Here is a 4,407-nt window from a genome sequence, read left to right as displayed (position 1 = left end):
GGGTGGAGAAGGTCTTGTGCAGGTTGATGTGCATGGCGTCGACGCCGAGGTCGCCGGGGCGGACGCGGCCGACGATGGCGTTGAAATTGGCTCCGTCGCAGTAGAAATAGGCTCCGGCGGCGTGAGTTAGGCGAGCGATTTCAATGACATCGCGTTCGAAAAGGCCGCAGGTGTTCGGGTTGGTGACCATGATGGCGGCGACGTCGGGGCCGAGCTTGGCTTCGAGGTCGGCGAGGTCGACGCGGCCGTCGTCGGTCTGGGCGATCTCCTGGACGGAGTAGCCGACGAAGGCGGCGGTGGCCGGGTTGGTGCCGTGGGCCGAGGTGGGGACGAGGACGGTCCGGCGGTGGCCCTGGCCGGCGGCCTCGTGGGCGGCCTTGATGCAGAGCAGGCCGCAGAGCTCGCCGTGGGCGCCGGCCTTGGGCGTCAGGGCGACGGCGGGCATGCCGGTCAGGGTCTTCAGCCAGTGGGCCAGCCGGTCCATGAGCTGGAGCGCGCCCTGGGCCGTGGCGACGGGCGCCAGGGGGTGCAGGTCGGCGAAGCCGGGCAGGCGGGCCGCCTTCTCGTTGAGGCGCGGGTTGTGCTTCATGGTGCACGAGCCCAGCGGATAGAGCGCCAGGTCGATGGCGTGGTTCTTCTGGCTGAGGCGCACGTAGTGGCGCATGGCCTCGGGCTCGGAGAGGCCGGGCAGGTCCACGCCCTCGCGGGTGAGGCCGGCCAGGTCCGAGGCGTCGTCGGACGCCGGCGGCAGGTCGACGCCGGTCTTGGTCCAGCCGCCCAGTTCGAAGATCAGCGGCTCATCCTGGAGGAGGCCCCGACCTCCCGTGAGCGAGGCGAAGCCGGCGCTCTCGCCAGAGTCCTTGGGGGCGCCTTCGGGACGGGTGGGGCGGCCAACGGTCTGCATGGTCATGATCAGGCGGCCTTCAGGGCGGCGGCGAGGGCCGCGATGTCGTCGGAGGTGGTGGTCTCGGTGGCGCAGAGCAGCAGGACGTCGTCCAGGCCGGCGTGCGGGTCGAGGCGGGAATAGGGGACGCCGGCGACGATGCCGTCGTTCAGGAGGTCGTCCACCAGGGCGGCGGCCGAGCCCTTCACCCGCACGGCGATCTCGTTGAAGAACCGGGGGGTCAGCACCTCCAGCCCCGCGCCCTCGACCGCGGCCTTCAGCTCGCGCGCCTTGGCGTGGTTGATCTTGGCGAGCTGGGTCAAGCCCGTGCCGCCCAGCAGCGTCATGTGGATGGTGAAGGCCAGGGCGCAGAGGCCGGAGTTGGTGCAGATGTTCGAGGTCGCCTTCTCGCGGCGGATGTGCTGCTCGCGGGTCGACAGGGTGAGCACGTAGCCGCGCCGGCCCTCGGCGTCGACGGTCTCGCCGCAGAGGCGGCCGGGCATGCTGCGGACCAGCTTCTCGCGCACGGCGAAGAGGCCGACGTAGGGGCCGCCGTAGTTCAGGGCGTTGCCGATGGACTGGCCCTCAGCCACGGCGATGTCGGCGCCCATCTCGCCGGGGCTCTTCAGGAGGCCGAAGGACATCGCCTCGGTGGTCACGACGATCAGGAGGGCGCCCTTGGCGTGGGCGGCCTCGGCGATCTTGGAGACGTCGGTGACCACGCCGAAGACGTTGGGGGTCTGGACCACGACGCAGGCGGTCTCGTCGTCGATGGCGTCGATGACCGCGGCCTCGGCGTCGATGGCGGCGGGCAGGCGCACGATCTCCATCCCCTCGGCGTGGGCTATGGTCTGGGTCGTGGCGGCGTAGTGCGGGTGCAGGCCGCCGGAGAGGATCGCCTTTTCCCGGCGGTTCACCCGCTGGGCCATCATCACGGCCTCGGCGCAGGCGGTGGAGCCGTCGTACATGGAGGCGTTGGCCACATCCATGCCGGTCAGGGCGGCGACCTGGGTCTGGAACTCGAACAGGACCTGCAGGGTCCCTTGCGCGATCTCGGGCTGGTAGGGCGTGTAGCTGGTCAGGAACTCCGACCGCTGGATGATGTGGTCGACGGTGGCCGGCACATGGTGCTTGTAGGCCCCGGCCCCGCAGAAGAACGGCCCGGCCCCGGCGGCGCGGTTCAGGGCCGAGAGGGCCGTCAGCTCCCGCTCCACCTCCAGCTCGCCCGCATGCAGCGGCAGGTCGAACAGGTCGGCCTTGCGCGCGGCGGCGGGGACGTCGGCGAACAGGGCGTCGATGTCCGGGGCGCCGATCACGCCCAGCATCTCGGCGCGGTCGTCGGGGGTGAGGGGCAGGTATCGCATGGGCGTGGTCCGTACTTCTCGTCTGTCATCCCGGTTCTGGCCGTCAGGCCGGAGACCGGGACCCCGATCTGTTGTGCTTGCCGACCTGTGGCTGAGGCGCCGTGCGACGCCATGGGCCTGGATGATCGGGGTCCCGGTCTTCGCGTGCCGCGAAAACCGGGATGACAAAGGGGGTGGGTTACTGCGTGGCGAGGAAGGCTTCGTAGGCGGGGCGGTCCATGAGGGACTCGTATTGGGCGGGGTCGGAGACGCGGACCTTGGCGAACCAGCCGCCGTTCTCGGGGTCGGCGTTCACGGTCTCAGGCGCGTCGCCCAGGATCGAGTTGCCCTCGATGACTTCGCCGGAGATGGGGGCGTAGACGTCGGAGGCGGCCTTGACGCTCTCGACCACCGCGAAGGCGTCGCCGGCCTTCACCGTCTTGCCGGGCTCGGGGGTCTCGACGAACACCACATCGCCCAGCTGCTCGGCGGCGTGGGCGGTGATGCCGATGGTGGCCACGTCCCCCTCGAGGACGACCCACTCGTGATCCTTGGTGAAGCGCATGGGTATCTCTCCTAGAGCTCGGGCGCGTCAGCGCCGTTGTTTGAACCGCCAAGACGCCAAGAACGCCAAGAGGTCGACGCAGGCGGAGAGGCCTTGGCGACCTTGGCGTCTTGGCGGTTTGTTTTGGGCGCCTGCGGCGCGTTGGGGCCGGTCATCGCCTAGGCCTTGCGCACATAGCGGTGGGGGACGAAGGGGCTGGGGACGACTTCGGCGGCCTGGGGCTTGCCGCGGACGATGACCTTGAGGGGCGTGCCGACGGCCTTGAGCTCGGGGGGCACGAAGGCCAGGGCGATGCCGCCCTTGAGCACCGGGGAGTAGCCGCCGGAGGTGACCACGCCGACCACGACGCCGTTGGCGTCGGCCACCTCGGCGCCCTCGCGGGCCGGGGCGCCTTCCAGCACCTTGAGGCAGACCTTCACCCGGGCCGGGCCATCGGCCAGTTCCTTGACGATCCGGGCCGCGCCGGGGAAGTCGCGCTGTTCGCGGCGGTTCTTGTTGATGGCGAAGGTCAGGCCCGCTTCCACGGGCGAGACGGTCTCGTCCAGGTCGTGGCCGTAGAGCGGCAGGCCGGCTTCGAGGCGCAGGGAGTCGCGGGCGCCCAGGCCGATGGGCCGCACCCGCTCGTCCTCCAGCAGCAGGTTCCAGACGCGGACCGCCTCGGACGCCGGGACCGAGATCTCGTAGCCGTCCTCGCCGGTGTAGCCCGAGCGGGAGACGATCAGGTCCGTGCCGAAGCCGGGCATGGACCGGATGTCCATGAACACCATGTCGGCGGCGGCGGGGACATGGGCCTGGAACACGGCGGCGGCCTCGGGGCCCTGGAGGGCCATGAGGGCGCGGTCCTCCAGGCGCTGGATGTCCACCTGGCCGGCGAGCTCGCCGTCGATGACCTTGAAGTCATTGTCCTTGCAGGCGCCGTTGACGACCACGAAGAGGCCGTCGTCGTAAGTTCCATCAGGAAGAAGGGGGCGTCCGGCCATCAGGTCGTCGACGATGCCGCCCTTTTTGTTGAGCAGGACCGAATACTTCTGCTTGCCGGGCTTGAGGCCGATGAAGTCGCCGGGGACCACCTCCTCGAAGGCCGACAGGGGCGAGACGCCGCGCAGGCGCGCCTGGCCCATGTGGCTGACGTCGAACAGGCCGGCGTGCTCGCGCGTCCAGAGGTGCTCCTGCATGACGCCCATGGGGTACTGGACGGGCATGGTGTAGCCGGCGAACGGGACCATGCGGGCGCCGAGCGCGATGTGCGCCTCGGTCAGCGGGGTGGTCTTCAGGGCGGCGGTGTCGGTGGCGGACAAAGGGGCGACCTCGGCTGACGATCCGGCGCGCGGCGGAGCGGAGCTCCGACGTCGCACGCCCCCGCTGTCCTTTCGGCCTGAGAGATTTCGGGCCGCGCCGGTGGGCGGCGCACCCTCTGCTCCTTCGGCGCCCCGGCCCGGCTCGGTGAGCTAGGACGGGAACTTTCCAGCGTTCATCAGCCCGTCGCGGTCCTTTTGCCTGAGCGTTTCCGGGGCGGTTGCGCCTTCGGCTCCCCTCCGGCGCCGGACGGCGATGGAGGAGTCTCTCCCGCGAGAGTTGGGTGGTTGTGGTGGAGGGGGATGGGGGAGTCAATGGGG

At 70.3% G+C, this 4,407-nt stretch carries 4 protein-coding genes and 1 riboswitch; all 4 genes read right to left on the bottom strand.

Annotated elements, in window-relative coordinates; translation table 11 throughout:
- A partial coding sequence (locus AX721_RS18670) for an aminotransferase class V-fold PLP-dependent enzyme (protein WP_156467251.1) occupies positions 1 to 910 on the bottom strand: 910 nt, incomplete at its 3' end.
- A gap of 2 nt (positions 911 to 912) precedes the next feature.
- The gene (gcvPA, locus tag AX721_RS18665) at positions 913 to 2,247 is read right to left on the bottom strand and encodes an aminomethyl-transferring glycine dehydrogenase subunit GcvPA (protein ID WP_068877488.1); all 1,335 of its coding nucleotides are present in this window, start codon (positions 2,245 to 2,247) and stop codon (positions 913 to 915) included.
- A 178-nt stretch (positions 2,248 to 2,425) separates the two neighbouring features.
- Complete coding sequence (gene gcvH, locus AX721_RS18660; protein ID WP_068877487.1) at positions 2,426 to 2,791, bottom strand: glycine cleavage system protein GcvH; 366 nt, start codon at positions 2,789 to 2,791, stop codon at positions 2,426 to 2,428.
- A 158-nt stretch (positions 2,792 to 2,949) separates the two neighbouring features.
- Positions 2,950 to 4,089 (bottom strand): glycine cleavage system aminomethyltransferase GcvT, encoded by a 1,140-nt coding sequence (gene gcvT, locus AX721_RS18655; RefSeq protein WP_068877486.1) that lies wholly within the window; start codon positions 4,087 to 4,089, stop codon positions 2,950 to 2,952.
- 177 nt (positions 4,090 to 4,266) lie between these two features.
- Positions 4,267 to 4,370: riboswitch (glycine riboswitch) on the bottom strand.
- Between the last annotated feature and the right edge of the window lie 37 nt (positions 4,371 to 4,407).

The sequence above is a fragment of the Phenylobacterium sp. CCH9-H3 genome (assembly GCF_001557235.1).
In the GTDB taxonomy this organism is placed as follows: Bacteria; Pseudomonadota; Alphaproteobacteria; order Caulobacterales; family Caulobacteraceae; genus Phenylobacterium.
Note: the sequence above shows the minus strand (reverse complement) of the source record. Positions and strands in the feature narration are given on the sequence as shown.